21 protein-coding genes are annotated in these 22,380 nt (G+C 57.4%); 17 read left to right on the top strand and 4 right to left on the bottom strand.

Going from position 1 to position 22,380, the window contains the following annotated elements:
* Positions 1-133 precede the first annotated feature (133 nt).
* Together PuT2_RS10855 and PuT2_RS10850 are read right to left on the bottom strand one after the other, a co-directional pair.
* On the bottom strand, positions 134-2,869 hold the full coding sequence (locus PuT2_RS10855) for a PAS domain S-box protein (protein ID WP_093971074.1): 2,736 nt from the start codon (positions 2,867-2,869) through the stop codon (positions 134-136).
* 235 nt (positions 2,870-3,104) lie between these two features.
* On the bottom strand, positions 3,105-4,463 hold the full coding sequence (locus tag PuT2_RS10850) for a DEAD/DEAH box helicase (protein WP_371596777.1): 1,359 nt from the start codon (positions 4,461-4,463) through the stop codon (positions 3,105-3,107).
* A 271-nt stretch (positions 4,464-4,734) separates the two neighbouring features.
* Between PuT2_RS10850 and PuT2_RS10845 the strand changes: the two genes are divergently transcribed.
* The 4 genes from PuT2_RS10845 to PuT2_RS10830 all read left to right on the top strand — a co-directional run bounded on the left by PuT2_RS10845 (position 4,735) and on the right by PuT2_RS10830 (position 8,221).
* Entirely contained in the window at positions 4,735-5,355 is a 621-nt protein-coding gene (locus tag PuT2_RS10845; RefSeq protein ID WP_093971072.1) for a LemA family protein, read from the top strand.
* Between the two features lie 8 nt (positions 5,356-5,363).
* A complete protein-coding gene (locus PuT2_RS10840) occupies positions 5,364-6,302 on the top strand; it encodes a YgcG family protein (protein WP_254046995.1) in 939 nt (312 codons plus the stop codon).
* A gap of 129 nt (positions 6,303-6,431) precedes the next feature.
* Positions 6,432-7,151: a DUF6088 family protein gene (locus PuT2_RS10835; RefSeq protein WP_233575021.1), complete on the top strand. Its 720-nt coding sequence runs from the start codon at positions 6,432-6,434 to the stop codon at positions 7,149-7,151.
* A complete protein-coding gene (locus PuT2_RS10830) occupies positions 7,148-8,221 on the top strand; it encodes a nucleotidyl transferase AbiEii/AbiGii toxin family protein (protein WP_093971071.1) in 1,074 nt (357 codons plus the stop codon). The genes PuT2_RS10835 and PuT2_RS10830 overlap by 4 nt, the downstream gene beginning before the upstream one ends.
* 68 nt (positions 8,222-8,289) lie before the next feature.
* On the opposite strand, the gene PuT2_RS10825 is transcribed toward PuT2_RS10830, so the two are convergent.
* On the bottom strand, positions 8,290-9,720 hold the full coding sequence (locus PuT2_RS10825) for an aldehyde dehydrogenase family protein (RefSeq protein ID WP_093971070.1): 1,431 nt from the start codon (positions 9,718-9,720) through the stop codon (positions 8,290-8,292).
* 71 nt (positions 9,721-9,791) lie between these two features.
* The gene (gene fdxA / locus PuT2_RS10820) at positions 9,792-10,115 is read right to left on the bottom strand and encodes a ferredoxin FdxA (protein ID WP_093971069.1); all 324 of its coding nucleotides are present in this window, start codon (positions 10,113-10,115) and stop codon (positions 9,792-9,794) included.
* Positions 10,116-10,261: 146 nt separating this feature from the next.
* Here fdxA and PuT2_RS10815 point away from each other — a divergent pair, with 146 nt between their 5' ends.
* The 13 genes from PuT2_RS10815 to PuT2_RS10755 all read left to right on the top strand — a co-directional run bounded on the left by PuT2_RS10815 (position 10,262) and on the right by PuT2_RS10755 (position 22,379).
* Positions 10,262-10,981, top strand: coding sequence for a TetR family transcriptional regulator (locus tag PuT2_RS10815; RefSeq protein ID WP_093971068.1), 720 nt, complete (start codon positions 10,262-10,264; stop codon positions 10,979-10,981).
* Positions 10,982-11,025: 44 nt separating this feature from the next.
* Complete coding sequence (locus PuT2_RS10810; RefSeq protein ID WP_093971067.1) at positions 11,026-11,667, top strand: cysteine hydrolase family protein; 642 nt, start codon at positions 11,026-11,028, stop codon at positions 11,665-11,667.
* A 32-nt stretch (positions 11,668-11,699) separates the two neighbouring features.
* Positions 11,700-12,896, top strand: a complete 1,197-nt coding sequence (locus PuT2_RS10805; RefSeq protein ID WP_093971066.1) for a substrate-binding protein — start codon at positions 11,700-11,702, stop codon at positions 12,894-12,896.
* 30 nt (positions 12,897-12,926) lie between these two features.
* Positions 12,927-13,679, top strand: coding sequence for an ATP-binding cassette domain-containing protein (locus PuT2_RS10800; protein WP_093971065.1), 753 nt, complete (start codon positions 12,927-12,929; stop codon positions 13,677-13,679).
* The gene (locus PuT2_RS10795) at positions 13,679-14,386 is read left to right on the top strand and encodes an ABC transporter ATP-binding protein (protein ID WP_093971064.1); all 708 of its coding nucleotides are present in this window, start codon (positions 13,679-13,681) and stop codon (positions 14,384-14,386) included. Before PuT2_RS10800 ends, PuT2_RS10795 begins: the two co-directional genes overlap by 1 nt.
* Positions 14,387-14,404: 18 nt before the next feature.
* A complete protein-coding gene (locus tag PuT2_RS10790) occupies positions 14,405-15,259 on the top strand; it encodes a branched-chain amino acid ABC transporter permease (RefSeq protein ID WP_093971063.1) in 855 nt (284 codons plus the stop codon).
* A 1-nt stretch (position 15,260) separates the two neighbouring features.
* Entirely contained in the window at positions 15,261-16,331 is a 1,071-nt protein-coding gene (locus tag PuT2_RS10785; RefSeq protein WP_093971062.1) for a branched-chain amino acid ABC transporter permease, read from the top strand.
* Positions 16,324-17,004 (top strand): cysteine hydrolase family protein, encoded by a 681-nt coding sequence (locus PuT2_RS10780; protein WP_093971061.1) that lies wholly within the window; start codon positions 16,324-16,326, stop codon positions 17,002-17,004. The genes PuT2_RS10785 and PuT2_RS10780 overlap by 8 nt, the downstream gene beginning before the upstream one ends.
* A 183-nt stretch (positions 17,005-17,187) precedes the next feature.
* Positions 17,188-18,792, top strand: a complete 1,605-nt coding sequence (locus PuT2_RS10775) for a 6-hydroxynicotinate reductase (protein WP_093971060.1) — start codon at positions 17,188-17,190, stop codon at positions 18,790-18,792.
* A gap of 12 nt (positions 18,793-18,804) precedes the next feature.
* Complete coding sequence (locus tag PuT2_RS10770) at positions 18,805-19,707, top strand: UPF0280 family protein (RefSeq protein ID WP_093971059.1); 903 nt, start codon at positions 18,805-18,807, stop codon at positions 19,705-19,707.
* A 52-nt stretch (positions 19,708-19,759) separates the two neighbouring features.
* Positions 19,760-20,413 carry an amino acid synthesis family protein gene (locus PuT2_RS10765; protein WP_370318069.1) on the top strand — a complete coding sequence of 218 codons (654 nt, stop codon included), beginning with the start codon at positions 19,760-19,762 and terminating at the stop codon, positions 20,411-20,413.
* Between the two features lie 81 nt (positions 20,414-20,494).
* A complete protein-coding gene (locus PuT2_RS10760) occupies positions 20,495-21,079 on the top strand; it encodes an amino acid synthesis family protein (protein ID WP_093971058.1) in 585 nt (194 codons plus the stop codon).
* A gap of 109 nt (positions 21,080-21,188) precedes the next feature.
* Positions 21,189-22,379 carry an amidohydrolase family protein gene (locus PuT2_RS10755; RefSeq protein ID WP_093971057.1) on the top strand — a complete coding sequence of 397 codons (1,191 nt, stop codon included), beginning with the start codon at positions 21,189-21,191 and terminating at the stop codon, positions 22,377-22,379.
* The last annotated feature ends 1 nt before the right edge of the window (position 22,380 follow it).

Genomic DNA, 22,380 nt, shown 5'->3' with positions numbered 1-22,380 from the left:
GCCGACAAGCACAAAATAAACTCCTCTCAAAATCTGTTGTGTGCCGCCAAAATCCTCTCAAAATCGCTATGATTTGTATGACATAAGCAACAAAAAACGCGCCAATTTGGTGCGTTTTTTTAGGGTTGTGTGTTTACTGTTCTAGCGCCTTGCGCAGCTTCGAGGCCAGTTCGCTACGCCTGTAGGGCTTGGCCAAAAGGTGTACGCCCTGGTCCAAACGGCCATGGTGAACAATGGCGTTTTCGGTGTAACCCGAGGTATACAGCACCTTAAGCGCCGGACGCAGCGCCATGGCCTGGTCGGCTAATTGGCGGCCATTGATGCCGCCAGGCATGACTACGTCGGTGAACAGCAGGTCGATGTCGCTATGCCGTTTAATAATGTCTAGGGCGGCCTGTCCGCTAGCGGCTTCGGTGACCCGGTAACCTAGGCCTTTTAGTTGGGTGACCACATGGGTGCGGACCAGTTCGTCGTCTTCGACCACCAAAATGTGTTCGTGGCCGGGTACTACCTTGCGGGCAGGTTCGAAGGTGTCGTCGATGCCCGTCGGGTTGGCGCGGGGGAAGTACAACCGTATCGTCGTGCCTTCGCCGATTTCCGAATAAATTTTGATGTGCCCACCCGACTGCTTCACAAACCCATACACCATCGACAGCCCCAACCCGCTGCCTTTGCCGGCGGGCTTGGTTGTGTAGAACGGCTCGAAGGCCCTGGCGATAACGTCGGCTGGCATGCCCGTGCCTGTGTCCGATACGGAAATCATCACATACTGGCCGGGTTTGACGTCCGGATGGGCTTCGGCGTAAGCATCGTCAAGGCGGGCATTGGCAGTTTCGATGGTCAGCTTGCCGCCATCGGGCATGGCATCGCGTGCATTGATAGCCATGTTTAATAGCGCTGACTCGAGCTGGCTGGGGTCAACTTCGGCCGGCCATACGCCGCCACCTCGCACGAGCTCAATATCTATGTCTTCGTTCAGGGCGCGTCGAAGCAGCCCTTCGATGCCGCAGACCAGCTTGTTGGTGTCGATGACCTTGGGCTCTAGCGCCTGGCGCCGCGCAAAGGCCAGTAGCCGGTTCGTCAGCTCGGCGCCGCGTTCGGCCGCACTGGCCGACATTTCGGCAAACAGCCGCAACGATGGCTGGTCGTCGAGCGACTCTTTAAGTAGCTCGGCGTTACCCAGAATAACGGTCAGCAAATTGTTGAAGTCGTGAGCAACGCCACCGGTCAGTTGCCCAATAGCCTCCATTTTTTGCGACTGGTTCAGGCGTTCGGCCAGTTCGCGTCGTTCGGTGATGTCGCGAAAGTACACCGCCAGCCCCTCGGAACTAGGGTAGGCGTTGATTTCGAACCAGGTTTTCAGGGGGGCAAAATACAGCGAAAATTCGACGGCCGTATTGTCGGCAATAGCTCTTTCGTATTCAGTTCTGATAATGGACTCGGCCGCCTCGGGGAAGGCTTCCCAGACATTGCGCCCGATCAGGTCATCGTACTTGCGATGCAGCAGGCGTTCGCCCTCGGCGTTGATATAAGAAAAACACCATTGCTTGTCGAGCAAGTAAAACGCATCGCTCATGCTGTCGAGGGTTTGGGCCAGGCGCTGGGCCAGCATAAGTGATTGCTGGCGCGCCTGGATGTCGGCCGTGATGTCTTGCACCACACCGTTGAGCAGTCGACCATCGGGCGTTGTGGTCAGTTCGGCAATGCCGCGTATGTAAATGATTTTGCCGTCGGGCCGCACGATGCGATGGTTGAGTTCGAACGTGGGAGCCGGATTATCGAGATATTCTGCGACATAGGCGTCGAAGGCGGCGCGGTCGTCAGGGTGAACGAGCGCAATGTATGTCTCGATTGAGTGACCAAACTCGGTGGGCGTTTGCCCGAACATCGTGTAGATGTCGTCGGACCAGACGATCTCATTTGTATCGATATTCAATCGCCAAATGCCTAGCCCCAGCAGGCGCTGAGCCATACGCAAATTGGCTTCGTACTCTGAAAGGCGTGCGTTGGTTTCTTTAAGTTCGCGGGATCGCACCAGAATGTCGGTGGCCAGCTGCTTACTGTGACTTTCGATTAAATGAACGTTTGCGGATTCGGCGTCTTCATCGTTAGGACTTTCGGCCAGCCGCACAAAATCGGTGACGTCTTCAACCCGGTGAATGATGTAGGCCACATTGCCTTCGTAACCGAAAATGGGGCTGTTGACGACACTCCAGAACCGTTCTTCAAAGTCGCCGCCCTGTTCGGGTGGGCGTGGGATGGGGTAACGCTGCACCGCCATGCTGTCGGCCTGACGGCTTTCTATGACGCGGGTCAAAGAGCGTTGAAGGGTGGTCACGCCGTCTTGGTCGGCGTCGTTCGGGTCGGCCGGGAAGGCGTCGAACAAGTGTCGGCCTTTGATGTCTTCGCGCTTGCACATGGTGGCCGCAAGATACTCGTCGCTGGCCGATACTATCGTCAGGTCGTTGGCGTCGAGAACCATGAACTTGCCGGGCAGGGCTTCGACAAAGGTTTGAAGATGCGTGCTGGCTGTGACGTTGCGAATGACGACCAGTCGCGCGTGCGCGCCATGGTAGGCCAGAGGCTGCGACAAGACGTCGGCGTATATGATTTTGCCTGCCTTGGTGCGGTGGCGCCACATATTGCCTGCGCCCCGTTGCCCTGCGACTTGTTTGACGATGGCCAGCAGGCGGGGCACGTCTTCAGGCGGCCTCATGGCCGCAATGGTCATGTTCAGGAATTCTTCGTTCGTGTAGCCATAGACCTCGGAGGCAGCGCGATTGGCTGCGAGGATGCGCAGGCTATTGGGCTCGTAAACGAGCATGGGGTCGGGGTGGTTCTCGAAAAAGAAACCGATTTCTTCAGGCATGCTGCGGCCCCGGTGAAGGACAGAATATGAAAACAGGTGTTACCGATTCTATCACCGGCTCTTGCGCCGTAAAGCGCTTATAGATTGGGTGTTTCCCTAGATTTTTGGTGTCATGCAAAAAGGGCGCATTAGGCAGTGCGTATGGCTTGCCTAATGCGCCCTTCAGGGTTTGGACGCTATTGATGCTTCTGTTGACCGCAGACGATGGCGGCTAAGCGTGCATCGTGACCGAGTGTTAGCTGCCCGAGCGGGCGGTGTTGAACCCAGCGTCGCCGGAACGTTGCGAACGGCCAGTGTTGGATCGGTTCCCGCCATTGCCGGCCGGCCTGCCCGCGCCGCTGCGGGCGTTGGCGCCGGGGCGCCCACTGCCAGGTCGCCCGTTGCCCGAGCGATCGCCGCCAGGCCGACCGCTGCCTTCAGCGCGGCCACCGGTGTGTCGCCGGCCTTGTGCCGGGCGAGGTGGGCGTTCTGGGGTGGTGTCGGGCTTGACCATGCTGGGTGTCCAGCCCTCAATGGTCGTGCGTTCAATGGGGCGGCGGATCAGTTTTTCAATGGCTGTCAGTAATTTGATTTCGGTCTTGTCGACCAGTGACAGTGCGGAGCCTTCGCTGCCTGCCCGGCCGGTTCGGCCAATGCGGTGAACGTAGTCTTCGGGCACATTGGGGAGCTCAAAGTTGACTACATGCGGCAGGTTGTCGATATCGATACCGCGCGCGGCGATATCGGTGGCTACCAGCACGGCGACTTTACCGTCTTTGAAACCAGCCAGCGCGCGGGTGCGTGCGGCCTGACTTTTGTTGCCATGAATAGCGGCAGCCGATAGCCCGTCTTTGACCAGTTTTTCGGCCAAGCGGTTGGCGCCGTGTTTGGTGCGCGTAAATACCAGCACCTGGTGCCAGCCGCTTTCGCGGATGATGTGGCTAAGCAGGTCGCGCTTGTGTGATTGCTCGGTAATGACGACGCTTTGATCCACCAATTCAGACGCGGTATTACGGCGCGCGACGGAAATTTCCTGGGGGTCGTTCAGTACGCCTTTAGCCAATTCGCGGATTTCGTCAGAGAACGTGGCCGAGAACAGCAGGTTCTGGCGTGTTTTAGGCAGCAATGCCAGAACACGGCGAATGTCGCGAATGAAGCCCATGTCGAGCATGCGGTCGGCTTCGTCCAGGACCAGAATTTCAACACCGGAAAGATCGATGGTTTTTTGCTGAGCGTGGTCCAGCAGGCGGCCGGGTGTGGCCACCAGAATATCAACCGGCTTGCGCAATGCTGAAATTTGCGGGTTGATGTTCACACCGCCGAACATCACCATAGAGCGCAGCGCGGTGTGTTTGCCGTAGACCTGTACCGACTCTTCAACCTGGGCGGTAAGCTCGCGGGTTGGGGTAAGAATCAGGCAACGGGGGCGCCCGGCCTTCATGTTGGCCAAGGGCTTGTTTAACAGACGGTGCAATATGGGCAGGGTAAAGCCGGCGGTTTTGCCGGTACCGGTTTGCGCGGCAGCCAGCAAGTCACCGCCTTTAATCACTTGCGGTATGGCTTGAGCTTGAATAGGGGTAGGTGCGGTATAACCAGTACCGTTAACGGCACGCAAAAGGGGTTCAGCCAACCCAAGGTCGGCGAAATTTACAGTGGTAGACAAAAGAAGGGCTCCGGCGACAGCCTGTCGTGAACGACACCAGTCTGGGCGGACGAGAAAACGGCCTGCAAAGGCGGCCGATAAATGAGCACCAGACCGGCTGGCCGGGTGCGGCGGGCATGTTTTGCCTCGCAACCTGCACGGTGACTGGCTCGTCGTGCAGGCCAGTATTGTAGCCCATATATGGGTTAAGCTTTTATTTTTGCAGTATTTTAGGACGTCACCGATGAAACGCGCACTGCTTTGGTTATTCATGCCCTTTATTACGCTGCTGCTGTCTGGCTGCGGTTACAACGAAATCCAGCGCCTCGACGAGCAGGTCAAGGCAGCCTGGTCGCAAACGCTTAACCAATACGAGCGCAGGGCTGAGTTGGTGCCCAAGCTGGTTAGTTCGGTCAATGCTTATATGGTGAACGAGCGTACGGTGCTAACCGACGTTACCGAAGCGCGTGCACAAGTCGGCAAGGTTCAAGTCACAGTCAACGACCTGTCGAACCCCGCCGTCATGCAACAGTTCGAGCAGGCTCAGGCGCAATTGTCGTCGGCCCTGTCGCGCCTGATTGCAGTGTCAGAAAACTACCCCCAGCTAAAAAGCGACGGCTTGTTCCGCGACCTGATGACTCAGCTTGAGGGCACCGAGAACCGCATTGCCGCCGAGCGCGGCCGCTACGTGCGTGCCGTGCAAGACTACAACGTCTACATCCGCCAATTCCCAACGTTGCTGACAGCCAAGTTATTTGGCTACGGTGTTAAAGAAAACTACGGGGTCGACCGCCAGGCCGACATCATGCGCAACCCCGAGGTCAAGTTCGACGTGCCTAGCGCGGCAGCGCCGGCAGGTAACTAAGCACTCCCATGATGGCGCAGGTTAATCGCCCGGGCGGCAGTGGTGGGTTTGGCCTCAGTCGTTGGCTGATATGGTTTGGGGCATTTATCTTGGCGGTCGTGCTTGGCTTCCTGGCTTCCCCGGCATTGGCGCAAGACGCCGCCGTGCCGCCGCTGCAGGCGCGCGTCACCGACACCACCGGTACGCTCGACGCCGCTTCAGTGCAAGACATCGAAGCACGCCTGGCGGCACTAGAGCAGCGCAAGGGGGCGCAGATTGCCGTCTTGATGGTGCCCACCACGGGGACTGACAGCATCGAGCAATACGCGTTGCGTGCATTCGAACAATGGCAGTTGGGGCGTAAGTCGGTTGACGATGGCATTTTGTTTGTCGTGGCCAAAGACGACAGGGCTATGCGGATCGAAGTCGGTTACGGGCTGGAAGGCGCCGTGCCCGACTTGTTGGCCGGCCGCATTATCCGAGAGCAGGTCGTACCGCGTTTTCAGGCCGGTGATTTTGCCGGTGGGGTTTCGGCGGGTGTCGACAGCCTGATTCTATTGGTCGACGGGGAAGACCTTCCGCCGCCGGAAACAGGTGCGGTATCGGCCGATGACGAATCGGCAGAACTGTGGAGCGCGTTGCTTTTGCTGTTTTTCTTTTTTGCTGCACTGCCATGGGTGGCTGCGCCTTTCACCGGCATTGTGCTTTATGTCGCGTGGGGCAATATCTTTATTGCCCTGGGCGGTGCGGTCGTAGCCTTCTTTGTCAGTCGTGCGTTGCGTGCCTGGATAGATAAAAAGGGCGGCGGCAAGGGCGGGCCCGGTGGGGGCGGCATGCGCCGCCGTGCCGGTCGTATCGGCGCAGCCGGGGGCTTTGGCGCTGGCGGGTTCGGCGGCGGCTTTGGTGGCGGTGGTTTTGGCGGGGGCGGTGGCAGCAGTGGCGGTGGCGGCGCCTCGGGTCGCTGGTAAGCCGCATAAAAAATGTCCGCTGTCAGGTATTTCTTGATGGCTGGATCAGTCCGAAATAAAACTACAAATTTCGGACGATGCATTGTTAAATGTCCGAAAAAGATATATAAATATCGGACAGGAGGGGCAATGTCCGCACTCAAATCTCACATTTCCGCTCTGATTGAAGCGGCTAAGCCCGGGCGGGTTTGGGTACCAACCGACTTTGCACAGTTGGGCAGCCGTGATGCTATCGACAAGGCTCTGCAGCGCATGGTGCAGGCGGGCGAGTTGCGTCGCATCGACAGAGGCCTATATGACAAGCCCAAGATCAATAGCCTGACCAAACGTCCCACGACCCCAGACTACCGCGCCGTGGCGGAAGCCATCGCCCGCCGCGATCACCTGCGATTGCTGGTAGATGGTATGACTGCCGCCAATGATCTCGGTTTGACCGACGCGGTACCCGCTCGCGTAACCATCCATACCGACACCCGCCGACGTGCGGTTCAACTCGACAAGCTCACCATCGAGTTCAAACAGACAGCGCCCAGTCGTCTCTACTGGGCGGGACGCCCGGCCATGCGCATCGTGCAGGCGCTTTACTGGTTAAAGGACACTCTGACTTCTGAGCGTTCTTTCATTCAGGGAAAGCTGACTAACGTGCTCGCCGATCCCGTCCATGGTCCGGCGATCCGCCAGGACCTGCTCGATGGTTTCAATGTATTGCCGGCGTGGATGCAAAGCCTGATCCGAGAGCTACCTGGGTGTGACCCGCAGGAAACAAGGGCCGCAACACCAGAAACTCTCGACACCAAAAAATCTCAGCCTGCACGCCGCCGCGGGGCCAAACACGGGGAGGCCTCGTGAACCCAGCATTCAGTACCATCATCACAGCTAGCGACGCCGAGCGGCGAGACTTGTTTCTTGGCGCCTCAGTCCGCCTCGGTACGGCGGTTCAGAACATTGAAAAGGATTTCTGGGTCTCTTGGACACTAGATGCACTGTTCAATGGCCTGGGAACGGGTGGCCCCCGCCTGCTGTTCAAGGGCGGCACTTCGCTCTCCAAGGCCTTCGGTCTGATCTCCCGCTTTTCCGAAGACATCGACATCACAGTGTTTCGTGATGACTTGGGGCAAGGTGCCGAGGTTGCTGATCTGGATGCGCTGAGCGGCAAGAAGCGCCGTGCGCGTCTCGAAGCGATCCGCAAGGCGTGTCAGGCCTATATCGCAGAGTCATTGATCGCGCAGTTCACTCATCTCGCGGCATCGCTCATTCCCGAGAGTCGCTTTCGGCTGGAACTCGATCCCGACGACAAGGATGGTCAGAGTTTACTGTTCTGGTATCCCTCTGTCACAGCCACCACCAGCAGCTACATACGCTCAGCGGTCAAGATTGAGGCCGGTGCCAAATCGGCACTTGATCCGCATGTCGCGGCTTCCGTCACTCCGTACGTCATGACGGACCTGCCCGACCTGGACTTGACCGTGACGAACGTAATCACCGTGAAACCCGAACGCACCTTCTGGGACAAGGTCATGATCTTGCACGGGCTACGCCAGTGGCATGACCGTCGCGGTGAGCTACGGTACGGTGGGCAACGTGTTTCGCGTCACTACTATGACGTGCATCAGCTGATGCAGGCACCGTTAGCGGCTGCCTGGCAGGAAGATCACGTTCTGGCGACCGACTGCGCCAACCATGCGAGGCTGTTCTTCGGCAGTGCTGATTTGGGGCTCGGCAGTGCAGTAGCGGGCACATTTACCCTTACACCGAATACGGCGATGCGAGAGGCGCTCAGAAAAGATTATGAAGCGATGGCAGGCATGATTTTCGGAGATATTCCTCCTTTCGATGCGGTGCTGCACAGCGCGGAACAATTCGAGCAGATCGTCAATGGTGCCTCAATCGCCGCACTCTCCGCAGAAATGCGGCGCTAGCGCTAGAGTCATCCTGAAATAAAAAAACCGGCTAGCCAAATGGCAGCCGGTTTTTTTAGCGCTTGCGATTACGCCTTGGTATAGGCTGTTTTTACAATCGTGAAAAACTCTTGCGCATAGCGACCTTGCTCGCGCGGGCCATAGCTTGAGCCTTTGCGGCCACCAAACGGCACATGGTAGTCGACCCCGGCGGTGGGGACGTTGACCATCGTCATGCCCGCCTGAATAGCGCGTTTGAAATGCGTAGCCCGTTTCAGCGACTGCGTGCAAATGCCCGAACTCAAGCCGAATTCGGTGTCGTTGGCCAGCGCTAATGCATGATCGTAGTCGTCGGCTTTAATAACCGTGGCCACAGGGCCAAAAATTTCTTCGCGCGAAACGCGCATGTCGTTGGTGGCATTAGCCAGCACGGCCGGGCTGAAGTAGTAGCCAGGTGTTTTGCCTTCGAGTGTTTGCCCGCCGCAAAGCAACTGCGCACCTTCGTCTTGTCCGATTTTGACGTAATCCAAGTCTTGTTGAAGTTGCGATGCATCGGCTACGGGCCCGATTTGGGTGTTGGCATCTAAAGCGTGGCCCACGCGCAATGCTGCCGTGCGTTTGGCCAGCGTGTCGGTAAATTGGTCGTAAATGCCTTTCTCGACAATGATGCGGCTGCTGGCGGTGCAGCGTTGGCCTGTCGAATAAAAGGCCCCCTGAATCGCGCAATCGAGCGCGGTTTCGAGGTCGGCGTCATCCAGAATAACCAGCGGGTTCTTGCCGCCGAGTTCCAGTTGGACTTTTTTCTGCTTTTGCGCGGCTTGCTGCAAAATGCCATGGCCGGTACCCACCGAACCCGTAAAGGTGATGGCGGTAACGCGCGGGTCGTCGATAAATGCCGCGCCTACTACCGAACCGCGGCCCATGACCAGGTTGAATACGCCACCCGGCAGCCCGCTTCGGCTGATGATTTCGGCCAGCGCCCAGGCCGAACCAGGGACCAGGTCGGCAGGTTTGAACACGACGCAGTTGCCGTAGGCCAGCGCCGGCGCGATTTTCCAGGCGGGGATGGCAATGGGGAAGTTCCAGGGAGTGATAATGCCCACAACCCCTAGCGGTTCGCGGGTGACCTCGACCTGGATGCCTGGGCGTACCGAGGCGACGGCATCGCCTGTAATGCGCAAGGCTTCACCGGCAAAAAATTTAAAAATCTGGCCTGCGCGGGCAACCTCGGCAACAGCTTCGGGCAATGTCTTGCCTTCTTCGCGCGCCAGCAGTTCACCCAGTTCTGCCTTACGGGCCAGCAGTTCGGTGCCCACAAAATCAAGGGCGTCAAACCGTTGCTGCGGTGTGCTTAACGACCAGTTGGGCCATGCCTGATAGGCCGCAGAAACGGCCGTTTCGACTTCGTCGGCCGAAGCGCGTACATACTCGCCTACGACATCGTTCAGGTCGGACGGGTTGATGTTTTGCTGTACGTTCGAGGCGCCGATCCACTCGCCGGCAATCCAATTTTTATGCATTGTCTAGTCCTGTGACAGGCGCTTGGATGGCCTGTGTGTTGAGCCGTCCCGCGAATGCGGTCTGACGCTTCTTAGCGCTCAAGCAGCTCACGTTTGTTAGGTTTGTCTTTCCATTCGTCGGCGTCGGGCAGCGCACCCATGCTTTTCGAGATGACTTCCCATTCGGCTGCCAGTTCGGCATTGATGCGAATGAAGTCCATTTGATCTTGCGGCAGGTCTTCTTCGGCATAAATGGCTTCGGCCGGGCACTCGGCTACACAGACGGCGCAGTCAATGCACTCTTCGGGGTCAATGACCAAAAAGTTCGGACCAATGTGAAAGCAGTCGACTGGGCAGACGTCAACGCAGTCGGTATAGCGGCATTTAATACAGGCTTCAGTTACAACGTGGGTCATGGCAGGGCCTATCCGGGAATAAAGTACACAAAAATTTTCCACATGGTACGTCATAAATTTAATGTAGTAAATACCAAATTATTCGGTGTTGACTACATTTGTTTGCCCGCCCAGAATGGTCTTCAATCAGTCAACCAGGCGGGGTCATGGCAACTCTCAGACGCAAAACAAAACCTTCTGTGGAAGTGGCTACCCAGGCTCGTGCCCAGAAAACCCGCGACGCTATTTTACGCGCCGCTACGCGCGTGTTTTCCCGTTATGGCTTTGCCGGCGGCAAAATCGAACAGATTTCACGGTTGTCGCGCACGCACGATCGCATGATTTATTACTACTTCGGCAGTAAAGAGAAACTGTTTGTCGAAGTGCTGGAAACCGCCTACGCCCGCATGAACGAGGCCGAAGCCGAGCTTGAGTTTGACTTGGCCCACCCCGAACAGGCACTGACCACGGTCGTGCATTTTGTGTGGCATTACTACCAGGCCCACCCCGAGATGATGACCTTGCTGAACAGCGAAAACCTGCAGCAGGGCAAGCACATAAAAAAATCGGGTCAGGTGGCGCGGCTGTCGTCGCCGGCCGTGCAGGTGCTGGACCAGGTGCTGCGCGCAGGCGTTGAAAAAGGCCTGTTTCGTGATGACATCAGCGCACGCGACCTCTACATAGAAATCGCCGCGCTGGGCTACTTCTACCTGTCAAACCGCTACACCTTAAGTGCGTTTTTAAGTGTCGACCTGCATGCAGCCGACAACCTGGCGCACTGGAAGGCGTTTATTACCGACATTACGCTGCGATCGGTGCGCAAGTGGCCTGTAAACGCCGCTGTGCAGTCTGACGCAGCACAGCGCGCGCTGGCTGAGGCGCGGTAATGCTTATCGATATTTTTAGTCCCATTGATTAGGGGTTGCTACGCATGGTTTCCACTTTTTCTGAACATCGTCAATCTGACCAGAATTTCGTTCTGGATCCGAGCCGCACCGCAGTTTTGGTTATCGACATGATCAACGACTTCTGCACCGAGGGCGGTGCCATGGTGCTGCCGGGCGCCGAGGTGCTTTACCCGCCCCAGAATGCGGTTATGCGGGCGGCTCGCGTGGCGGGTGCGCCGGTCGTTCATATTCAAGATAAGCACCGGCATGGCATGAAGTGTGATCGTGAGTTCCTTAAACGTACACCGCACTGTATGGAAGGCGAGTGGGGTTCTGCGGTGGTCGATGCCCTCGAACAGGCCCCCGAAGATCACTACGTAACCAAACGCCGGTTTTCGGGCTTTTTCAATACTGACCTTGACCTGACCCTCAAAGACCTGGGCGTTGACACGCTGGTTTGCATGGGGGTGGTCACCAACATCTGCGTGCGCTCGACAGTTCACGATGCCTTCTTTTTGGGCTACCGGGTGGTCGTCGTTGAAGACGGCGTGGCGGCGACCGGCCCGCGCGAACAGGCGTCCTCGTTATACGACATTGCCACGCACTTTGGCGTGGTGTCTCGGTCGGATTCGGTGGTTGCCAGCCTGCAGCAGGGCAGTCCGTTAACGATCGTTGCTTGCGAATAGCGATTCAAAATCTTCCATCACAGGAGCTCCACATGTCTACCAAAAACAATGCAGTCTTCAACCCGCGTCGTCGTTCTTTGTTGTTGGCCTCGGCAGGCATGCTGGGCGCTGGAATGGCAGGTATGCCGCAGTTGGCGTTTGCCAAAGAAACCATCAAAGTTGGTGTTTTGCAGCCCTTTTCGGGCGGGCTCGAGGCCCTTGGCGAGCAGGGCGGACAAGCGATTCGCCTGGCGCTTGAAGAGGCGAACGCATCGGGCGGCGTGTTAGACGGCCGCATGTTTGAAATGATCCGGGCCGATACCAAAACCGACCCTAAAACAGCCGTTGAGCGCACCAACGAGTTGATTCGGCGCTATCGCGTCAACGCCATTATTGGCCCCGTCACCAGCGCCGAGCGCGACGCGATTCGACCTTTGGTTGAACGTTATAAAGTGCCGCTGCTGTACGCCACCGATTATGAAGGCGGTACCTGCAGCCGCTATGTGACGCTCTATAGCTCCGTGCCCGACCAGTGGGTCAATTCATTCATTCCGTACGTTGCTGAAAATGTCGGAAAAAATCTCTTTCTGATCGGCAGTGATTACGTCTGGCCGCGCAAAATGAACGAGGCTATTGATAAGGTGGCCGCTGAAAAAGGGGCCAAAGTCGTCGCCACCGAATACACCCCATGGGGCGTTAAAGACTACACCAGCACCTTGCGAAAAATCGAGTCGTCGGGCGCTGATGTGGTCGTGATGTCGATTGTGGGCGCCGATGCCGTGACCTTTATCAAGCAATTTGCCGCAGCTGGCTTGAAAGACAAGATCAAGGTTGCATTCTTCGGTTTTAGTGAAAACTATCTGGCTGGTCTGACGCCGGGCGAATCCGAAGGCATCATCACCGTCTGCAACTTTACCGAAGCGCTCGACAAGCCCGAAGCCAAGGCCCTGGTCAAGAAAGTACGCGACAAGTTCGGCCCGAACGCAATTGTCAGCAACACGGTAGATGCCCACTACACCATGACACGCTTCTATATCGAGGCCATCAAGCGCGCCAACTCTGACGACAAAGAAGCGATTACTGACGCGATTGTGGGTCAGACCCTGATGTCGGGCAATGGCGAAGTGTCGTTGCGTGCCAGTGACCGCCATGCCGACCTGAATATCCTGATTGCGCAAGCGCAAGGGGGCAAGATGGTTGTCTTGAAGGACATTGGCCTAGTGAAAGCTTCGCAGCAGTGCGCGGCCTAATCGTTGCTGAACCGGCCTTGGGGGACAAATATGCTGGAAGCACGATCAATTGTTAAACGGTTTGGCGGCATTACGGTGTTGCACGGTCTTTCTTTGACCGTGCAGCGTGGGACTGTCAATTGCATTATTGGGCCCAACGGCTGCGGGAAGACTACCTTATTCAATATCCTCACAGGAAACCTGCGGGCCGATGAAGGCGAAGTCATTTTCAAAGACACCGACATCACGAAAATGCCTGCCTATCAGGTGGCACGGATGGGCATTTCGCGCAAATTCCAGATCCCTGGGGTGTATCCCGAACTGACTGTCGTCGAGAACCTCATGATTCCGTTGGCGGGGCAGGTGGGGCAGGCAGACAAGTCGAGCAAGTCCGGTATTTTGCAAACACTCTTTGCAAGGCCCACCGGCCGTCTTGGCGAGTTGCTGAACTTATGCGGGCTGACCGAAAAGGCTACCGACAAGGTCGAAACCCTGGCGCACGGCGAAAAGCAATGGCTCGAAATTGCGATGCTCTTGGCCTACGACGGCGATCTCATCATGCTTGACGAGCCCACCGCCGGCATGTCCGTACCCGAAACCCAAAAAACTGCCGAACTGGTCCGGCGCTTGCAGACCGAGTACGGCAAGACAGTGCTGGTCATCGAGCACGACATGAGCTTTGTGCGAGCACTCGATTGCAGGCTGGTGGTGATGCTGCGCGGTCGCGTAGTGCGCGAAGGCACCTTGGATGAAATTCAGAACGACCCCGAAGTGGTCGCGGCCTATCTTGGGGGAAGCGCGTAATGTTGGACGTCAAAGATGTAGTGGCCGGTTACCTGGCCGGCAGCCGAGTGCTCGACGGTTTTTCAATGAGCATCAAAAAAGGCGAAGTGGTCGCCTTATTGGGCCGTAATGGCATGGGCAAGACCACGTTCTTGAAGGCGCTGATGGGGCATGTGGCGGTTACGCAAGGCAGCATGCAATTTGACGGTCAGGAAATCGTCGGTAAGCGGCCTTATGAAATTGCCCGGATGGGCATGGGGTACGTGCCGCAAGGGCGCGATATTTTCGGTGACTTCACCGTTGAAGAGAATCTGCGCATGGGGCTGCTGGGTCATCCCGGCATGTCGAAAGACATCCCCGACTGGGCATTTGATCTGTTCCCCATTTTGCGCGAACGACGTTCCCAGCGTGGCGGCAGCATGTCGGGCGGGCAACAGCAGCAACTGGCTATTGTTCGCGCGCTGATCGGTAAGCCCAAGTTGCTGCTGCTTGATGAGCCCTCTGAAGGTATCCAGCCCTCCATCGTGCAGGAAATAGGTCGTGTGCTCAGTCGAATTGCCAAGGAGCAGGGGTTGACCATTTTGTTGGTCGAGCAAAACATGGAGCTGGTGCTGGGCATGGCCCAGCGCTGTCTGTTCATGGAAAACGGTCACATCGTCTACGAAACCGATCAGGTGCAGGCCCTGCGTGACGACCCCACGCCCATCCATAAATACCTGTCGGTGTAGAACTCAACGGAGCGAAGCATGAATTTCGTAATTGAGCTGGGCCTGGACACACTGAGCTATTCGCTCAGCCTGTTGCTGGTTGCCCTGGGGCTGGTGGTGATCTTCGGCCTGATGAACGTCATCAACATGGCGCACGGCGAGTTCTTCTTGCTGGGAGCGTACACCGTCGTCATGACGCAGGCGCTGCAACTGCCTTACTGGTTGTCATTGATTCTGGCACCCCTGTTTCTGGCCTTTGTCGGCATCCTTATCGAGCAGTTTGTGATCCGGCATGTCTATCACCGGTTTATCGACACCATTCTGGCCACCTGGGGCATTTCAATTGTCATTAAGCAAGCCATTGTGATTGGCTTCGGGCCAACATCGCAAAGCATCGTCAACCCCATCCCTGACCCCGTCAATATTCTGGGCGTAGTCTATCCATCGATGCGCCTGTTCATTATGGGTATGGCCCTGCTGGTCACGCTGGCGGTGTTCCTGGTGTTTTACCGCACCCATCTGGGCCTGGCTGTGCGAGGGGTTATCGCCAATCGCAGCATGGCCGCGTCGCTTGGGCTGAATACCCGCAGCATGGACCGATGGACCTTTGCCTTTGGTGCGGCGTTGGCGGGTTTTGCCGGGGCGGTCATGGCGCCCATCATGAGCGTCGACCCGCAAATGGGTGGCGGCTTCCTGATCCCAGCCTTCCTGGCCATTATGGTGGGCGGCGTTGCGCATCTGATGGGTGTGGTGTTGGGGGTTGGCTTGATCGGCTCCACCAATACTGTGGTTGCCTCTATCGATACTCAGGTAGCTGCACAGGTCGCAGTCTTCATTCTTGCAATTGTCCTGATTCGCCTTTTCCCCGAAGGCCTGATCACCCGGAAGCGTTGATATGAACAAGCAATGGTCTTTGAGCATTACTCTTACCGTCGTCGTATGGGCGCTACTGTTTATGGCGCCGCTGGCCCTTGACGAGTGGACGGTCAGCCAGTTCGGTCAGTATCTGACTTACGGCATTTTGGCTATGAGCCTGTCGTTTATTTGGGGGCAGGTGGGCATTTTGTGTTTTGGCCAAGCCATCTTCTTTGGGTTGGGTGCTTATTTAATGGCGCTGACAACGCTGGAAAAATTTACATGGTTTGGCGGGTCGCAAGTCATGGGTTTGCTGTTGGCTACGGCGGGCCCGGCCATTGCTGCCTACATTTTGGGTAAGTTGTTGTTTGTTGGACGTGGTCTGTCGGGGGCGTTCTTTGCCATCGTTACGCTGTGTGCCGCAGTGGTAGTCGAGATCATCGCTCAGCGTATTGATTTCATCGGTGGTTTCGACGGCTTGTTGGGGGTGCCGCCCTTGTTCGCCGGGTGGCGCGGCGGCGACATGATGACGACCAACGAAATGTTCTATGTCGTACTGCTGTCTGCATTGGCGATTTATTTGCTGGCCTTGTTCGTGCAGCGCTCGCCGCTGGGGGCCGTGTTGGCCGGTATTCGCAACAACGAAGTCCGGACGGCGTCATTCGGTTATCGCACGACCGACTACAAAGTGATGGCGTTTACGTTCTCGGGTGCTATGGCCGGCTATGCCGGGGCGCTATTTACGGCACAGTTCGGTTTTGTTTCGCCAGCCATTATCGGCACGGCGCTATCTACCGAAGTTCTGATCTGGGTAGCCGTCGGTGGTCGTGCGGTGCTGTTGGCCGCATTCCTGGGCGTTATTTTGGTGCGCTGGGTAGAAAGCGTGCTGTCCAGCACACTGGGGCCGTATTGGTTGCTGACGCTGGGTGGCTTGTTCATCTTGACAGTTATCGCTATGCCCGATGGCATTTTTGGCCGCTTGTTCAAGTTGCCGCTGCCGCGCGCCTGGCGTCGTTTTTCATCTGCGCAGACGGGGGCAGAAGATGCTGCGCGCCCATCTGCAAACGCGCCAGCAGTTGCTAACAGCGAAATAAGGAAAGCCAATGCATAAGATTCATCTGTCGCCAGAACTGGTTGAGCGCAGTCGCGGCCACCGTGGCCGGGTGCGAGTACTGGAAGGGCTTGACCCGAAGCGTACCGCGCACTTGATTGTGGATATGCAAAATGGCTTTCTCGAGCCCGGTGCGCCGGTTGAGATTCCGTTGGCGCGCGACATCGTTCCCAATATCAATAAAGTCAGCCGTGAAGTACGTGCGGCGGGTGGCCTGAATGTGTTCTTGCGCTTTACTTACGATGACACCGAGTCCACACCCTGGACGTTCTGGTACGACATGATTTCGTCACCGCAGGCCAAGGCCGGTTCGGCTGGGGCGTTTCGGGTGGGCGCGCACGGGCATCAGTTGTGGGCCGGGTTAGAGGTGCAAGAAACCGACATGATCGTCAACAAAACACGTTTCAGTGGTTTTACCCCTGGCACGTGCGATCTGGACAAGCAATTGAAAGCCCGGGGTATCGAAAACGTCATTATTTCGGGCACCATGACCAACTGCTGTTCGGAAAGTACTGCGCGCGACGCGGCCCAACTGAATTACCGCGTGGCATTTTTGGCCGATGCCAATGCCACGCTGACCGATGAAGAGCATAACGCCACCCTGAACAATATCCAGACCCTATTTGGCGATGTGATTCTGGCAGAGGACGTTGCCGGGTTGTGGTGCCGATAATTACAACGTACACACTATAATTATTGCTGTTAAAAATCTTTTTGTTTATTATCAAACATGGTGCTTGCGTTTATGCTGTTATAGCTTAAAGCAAGTAACACACTATAAATAAGCGGGGGCAAAAAATGGCGTGCCCCGGCATTGCAACCAGGCCTATACGCCACGCCAACGGAGTTGCCAGACATGACCGAACACACCAAAATCGACCACAGCATGGACAACCTGGACGACACTACGTCCAGTACTTCAGGCCCCACCGTGCTCGAAAAATCCAAGCCCCGCAGCGAAAAAATGGCCACCAACAAGGTCGAGTGCAATGCCTGTCCGGTCTTGTGCCAAATTACCGAGGGTCGCACGGGTGCGTGCGACCGCTGGGGCAACCATGATGGCCAATTGGTGCGTATCGATCCGGTCGTGCTCATGCGTCGTCTCGATGACTCTGGCCAGGCGGTGCGTGCAGAACCGGTCGCCTGCGAGGCCCCCGATTCGCTCACGACGCTGGAAATGCACGACATTGCCGAAGCTGATGTCGAAGATGCAAACAGCCTGTTCGTTACCGGCGTTGGGTCGGGTACGACCTACCCCGACTACAAACCTGCACCGTTCATTGTGTCGTCGCGTCAGCAAGGCGTCGATATGGTTACCGTCGTCACCGAAGGCATTTTCAGTTACTGCAGTTTCAAGGTCAAAATCGACACCGACCGCTACCTGGGGCCCGAGCAATCAAACGTGCGCTTTAAAGGCGAAATCGTCGGCCACGTCACCACGGCAGAATACGGTTCGCAAATGCTTTCGCTGGGTGGCGTACACCACTTAACAGGCGGCAGTAAAAAAGAAGGCCGTTTAACCTGCGACATGATGATGGCGCTGGGCAACAAGCAGGCGGTCGAATTGTCTATTGATGGCGGCGCGCAACTGGTTGTGCAGGCGGGTAAAGCCCCCATTGTCGATGGCGTTGAAGAAAAACGTATGCGCGTGGGCTGCGGCTCGGCCACGATTGGTATTTTTGCCAAGCAGTGGTGGAGCCATGTCGACGAGGTCATTGTGGTCGATGACCACATCACCGGGGTGCTGTCCGAGCACCAGGCCGGCAAGTGTCTCGATATCCCGCCGTCGGGCATCAAACTGAAAGGTCGCAAATCAACGCCGGGCCGTTACTTCCAGGTAGCCAATCCCGGCAATGGCTGGGGCGGCACCGACATCACCGACGCCCTGACCATTATTGAAGGTTGGGACGCCGATGTGGCCTGGCCAGGCCTGCGTCTGCTGATCACTTCGACAACAGGCGAGCACGCCGAATACTACGAACTCGACGACCAACTGACGCCGCAGCGCAAGCCCATGCCCGAAGCCTTGCAAAAAACCGTCGATCGTATCGGCGAAAACTGTGAGCCCTCGATGTGCAGTGTCATGTTCCTGGGGGGGGCAGGCGGCTCATTGCGTGCCGGCGTGACAGAAAACCCCATCTGGCTGACGAACTCTATCAAGACGGCGCTGGTTAATGTGACTTGCGGTGGCGCGCCGGCCTATGTTTGGTCGGGCGGCGGTATTACCGTGATGGTCGATGTTTTGCGCATGCCCGACAACTCGTTTGGCTACGTACCTACACCCGCTATCGTCGCACCCATCGAGTTTTCAATGAAACTCGACGACTACATCCGTTTGGGCGGCCATGCCGACGCGGTACGCAAAATCGAAGATGTGGTACAGCACGATCGTCATCGCATTATTGATTGGTTTGACCCCACGAGCCCCTGGGCGCTGGGCCACAAACCTATGCTGGCCTAAGCGCGGCCGGTTATGACGCAGGCAGGCTACGGCGCCGTTCGGGCATTGCTGGATAACGGTTTACACCATTTCCAGCACGGTCCTATCGACCTGATTATCGGTGTCGATGGCGAGCCTGCGTGCGTGCAGACTGGCGTTGAAGCTGCCTGGCAGCGCTTTGGCAGTATTTTGCCCGAGCTGGTCACCGAGCTGTCGCAGTTGCGCCGGCCGGTGGGCGACAAAACCACCTTCCAAACCCCGGTGGCACAGCGCATGGGCGATGCCTGCTGGCCTTATCGGCGCGGGTTCGTAACCGCCATGGCTGCGGTGGCGGGGTCGGTGGCCGACGAAATTTTGCAGGTCATTTTGCAGGCGGCTCCTGGTTTGCGCCGCGTATTCGTCAACAACGGCGGCGACATCGCGCTGTATCTTTCGCCCGAAGAAACCTACACCGTTGGTCTGGTCAGCAATATCGACCAGGTCAGAGTGACAGCATTGGCGGTGCCCACCATTGCCCCCGACGGCACATTAACCGTGCACGCCTCACAAGGCATTGGGGGTATTGCCACCAGCGGCTGGCGCGGGCGCAGCTTTAGCATGGGTATTGCCGACAGCGTCACTGTACTAGCGGTCACCGCCGCGCAGGCCGATGTGGCCGCCACCTTAATTGCCAACCAGGTCAATGCCGACCACCCGGGCATTACGCGGGCGCCGGCCAACACCCTGAAAGACGATACCGACCTGGGTGACCGTCGCGTAACCGTCGACGTAGGCCCGTTACCCGAAACCATCATTCGCCAGGCCCTGACACACGGCGCGCAAGTGGCGCGACAATGGCAGGCCGACGGTCTGATTCTGGGGGCGGTGCTGGTGTTGCAAGGCCACGTTGAAGCCGTTTTTCCCGCACTCGCTGAGCCGTGCCGCTATGTTGCATAGCCTCATCAATAAACACTCATACGACCGAATTGAATAACGAAAGGATGTTCATATGTCAGATTTGATTGAAGTACGCCAAATACTTACGCAGGTAGAAACCATCTATCACGAAGGCGGTCCGGCAGCCGACAAGCCACTGATTCGTGGCGCGGTAGCCGCTGTGCTTAAAAACCCGTACGCCGGTCGCTACGAACCCGATATCTTGCCCATGATGGACGAGCTCAACCCCGTCGGTCTCGAAATGGCAGAACGTTTGGTCAAAGCCATGGGCGTGACACCCGACGACATCGAAAGCTATGGCAAAGGGTCGATTGTGGGCGGCGGCGGCGAGCTGGAGCACGGTGCCCTGTGGCATGTGCCCGGTGGCTACGCCATGCGTGAATTGCTGGGTTGGAAGGGCGACCGCTCGGCTTACAAACAGGGTAAAAGTTCGGGCCCCAAAGGCCTTGAAGGCGGGCGCGCATTGTCGATTGTGCCGTCCACCAAAAAAGTCGGCGGCCCTGGTACACGCCTTGACGTCCCCCTTACCCACGTCACCGCCAGTTATGTGCGTGGCCACTTCGACGCCATGGAAGTCTACGTGCCCGGCGCGCCGGCCAGCGATGAACTGGTGTTCATCTTGGTCATGGCCACTGGCGGACGCATTCATCAGCGCGTAGGCGGCATGACGCCAGAACAAATCAGCAAATACGACGGCCTGCGCTAATTATTGGTGCAACCTACCCACTAAAACAGACAGCGCGTCAGGCCAATCATCATCCCCTGAGGCGATAAACGGAGAACACACATGACAGCAAAAATTCGCAAACTGGTCGTCTTTGTTGACGAAACCCGCATCGAGATGGGCAAGGCCGTTCAGCCAGCTACGCGTCGCGCCGTGGCTATGGCCGTTATTGAAAACCCCTTTGCCGGTAAATATCAGGAAGACCTGTCGGAGCTGATGACCATTGGTGAAGAGCTGGGCGGACTGCTGGGCGAGAAATGCGTACAGGCCTTGGGTATTACCCCCAACCAGGCCGAAAGCTACGGCAAGGCCGCCATTGTTGGCGAGTCTGGCGAGCTTGAGCACGCCGCGGCCATCTTGCACCCCAAATTGGGTGCTCCCTTGCGTAAAGCTGTTGAAAAAGGCGCAGCCTTGGTGCCGTCGTCCAAAAAAATGGGCACCGTAGGCAGCGCGATCGACGTCCCCCTGGGCCATAAAGATGCCGCTTACGTCCGTTCTCACTTTGACGCCATCGAGGCGCGTGTGTCCGATGCCCCGCGCGCCAACGAAATCGTTGTGGCTGTTGCTGTCACCGATTCCGGTCGTCCATTGCCACGTGTAGGTGGTATGACCAAAGACGAGATCAAAGGCGAAGACGGTCTGCGTTAATCTGGTCGTATCCCCAATGCGCGTAGCATTTGTGCGCTGCGCGCGGCGGGAAGCGAGTGTGGTGCACGCGCCTTCCCAGCCCTAAGTCAAACAGTTCAGGAGACACAACATGGCCGTAGCCGCCGTTGAAGCCAAGTCTGGCAAGGTTGTTATCAAAAACATCGGGTTGCTGTTGTCGGGCGACCTTGAAAACCCCATTCTTGATGCCGACACCATCATTGTCGATGACGGGCGCATTGCGGCCGTTGGCAAGTACAAAGACTGCGACACCGAAGGGGCCGATCGCATCATCGATTGCCGAGGCACCACACTGGCGCCTGGGCTCATTGACTCGCACGTGCACCCCGTGGCTGGCGACTGGACGCCGCGCCAGAGCCAGCTGGGCTGGATCGACTCCACCCTGAACGGCGGCGTGACCACCATGATTTCGGCCGGTGAGGTGCACTACCCCGGTCGTCCTAAAGACATTTTGGGCCTGAAAGCTTTGGCCATCACCGCCCAGCGCTCGTTCGAAAACGCCCGCCCCGGCGGCGTCAAGGTGCTGGCCGGCGCACCGGTCATCGAAAAGGGCATGGTCGAGTCCGACTTCAAAGACCTGGCCGATGCGGGTGTAAAACTGCTGGGCGAAATCGGCCTGGGCAGCGTCAAGGCTGGCGACGAAGCCGCGCAAATGGTCAAGTGGGCGCGTAAATACGGTATTCAAAGCACTATCCATACCGGTGGTCCGTCTATCCCTGGTTCGGGGCTGATCGATAAAGACGTCGTGCTAGAAGCCGATGCCGACATCATTGGCCACATCAACGGCGGCCATACCTCGCTGCCTTACAAACAGGTCTGTGAACTGTGCGAACGCTCGACCCGAGGGATCGAGATCGTACACAACGGCAACGAACGCATTGCCATTCTGACGGCGCGTCACGCCCACGAACTGGGCTGCCTGCACCGCGTTATTCTGGGTACCGACGGCCCCGCGGGTTCCGGTGTACAGCCGCTGGGCATCATCCGCATGATCGCCCAATTGTCCAGCCTGGCCGATATCCCCGCCGAAATTGCCGTGTGCTTTGCTACCGGTAACACCGCCCGCATGCGTGACTTGGACTGCGGCCTGATTGAAGTCGGCCGCGTCGCCGATTTCGTCATGATGGATCGCGCCCAGCACACCGCCGGCGAAACCTTGCTCGAAAGCATTCAGTTGGGCGACATTCCCGGGATCGGCATGGTCATGATCGACGGCATTGTGCGTTGCCAGCGTAGCCGCAACACCCCCCCGGCCGTCGAAGTGCCCGTCATCGAGAAGTAAG

Source organism: Pusillimonas sp. T2, assembly GCF_002236805.1.
In the GTDB taxonomy this organism is placed as follows: Bacteria; Pseudomonadota; Gammaproteobacteria; order Burkholderiales; family Burkholderiaceae_B; genus Neopusillimonas.
This window is presented reverse-complemented; position numbering and strand designations above follow the sequence as displayed.